This is a genomic window from Enterococcus thailandicus (assembly GCF_001886265.1).
GTDB classification, from domain to species: Bacteria; Bacillota; Bacilli; order Lactobacillales; family Enterococcaceae; genus Enterococcus_B; species Enterococcus_B thailandicus.
In genome coordinates this window covers 1-528 of the sequence record NZ_JXLE01000050.1, presented here as the reverse complement: position 1 = coordinate 528, position 528 = coordinate 1, and the positions used below count along the sequence as shown (strand labels likewise).

At 51.9% G+C, this 528-nt stretch carries 5 tRNA genes; all 5 read right to left on the bottom strand.

The features are described from left to right. Positions 1-38 precede the first annotated feature (38 nt). Positions 39-124 (bottom strand) — tRNA-Leu (locus RV17_RS13035). A 16-nt stretch (positions 125-140) separates the two neighbouring features. Beyond that, positions 141-212 (bottom strand) — tRNA-Gly (locus tag RV17_RS13030). A gap of 10 nt (positions 213-222) precedes the next feature. After that, positions 223-295: transfer RNA gene (locus RV17_RS13025), tRNA-Thr, on the bottom strand. A gap of 22 nt (positions 296-317) precedes the next feature. Further along, positions 318-399, bottom strand: a tRNA-Leu gene (locus RV17_RS13020). Positions 400-406: 7 nt separating this feature from the next. Further along, positions 407-479: transfer RNA gene (locus RV17_RS13015), tRNA-Lys, on the bottom strand. Between the last annotated feature and the right edge of the window lie 49 nt (positions 480-528).

Sequence of the window (528 nt, the reverse complement as noted above, 5' to 3'; positions counted from 1 at the left end):
CACTCTATCCAGTTGAGCTATGGGCGCATATGTGTTAATGCCGAGGACCGGAATCGAACCGGTACGGTGATCACTCACCGCAGGATTTTAAGTCCTGTGCGTCTGCCAGTTCCGCCACCCCGGCGTTTTGATAATGGCAAAGCGGAAAACGGGGTTCGAACCCGCGACCCCCACCTTGGCAAGGTGGTGCTCTACCACTGAGCTATTTCCGCATAAACTTGATGCCGGCTAAAGGATTTGAACCCTCGACCCTCTGATTACAAATCAGATGCTCTACCAACTGAGCTAAGCCGGCTTGAATAGTTATATTCATATAATGCGGGTGAAGGGACTTGAACCCCCACGCCGTAAGGCGCTAGATCCTAAATCTAGTGCGTCTGCCAATTCCGCCACACCCGCAAAAATATGAGCCGTACAGGGCTCGAACCTGTGACCCTCTGATTAAAAGTCAGATGCTCTACCAACTGAGCTAACGGCTCATATGGAGGTTAACGGGTTCGAACCGCTGACCCTCTGCTTGTAAGGCAG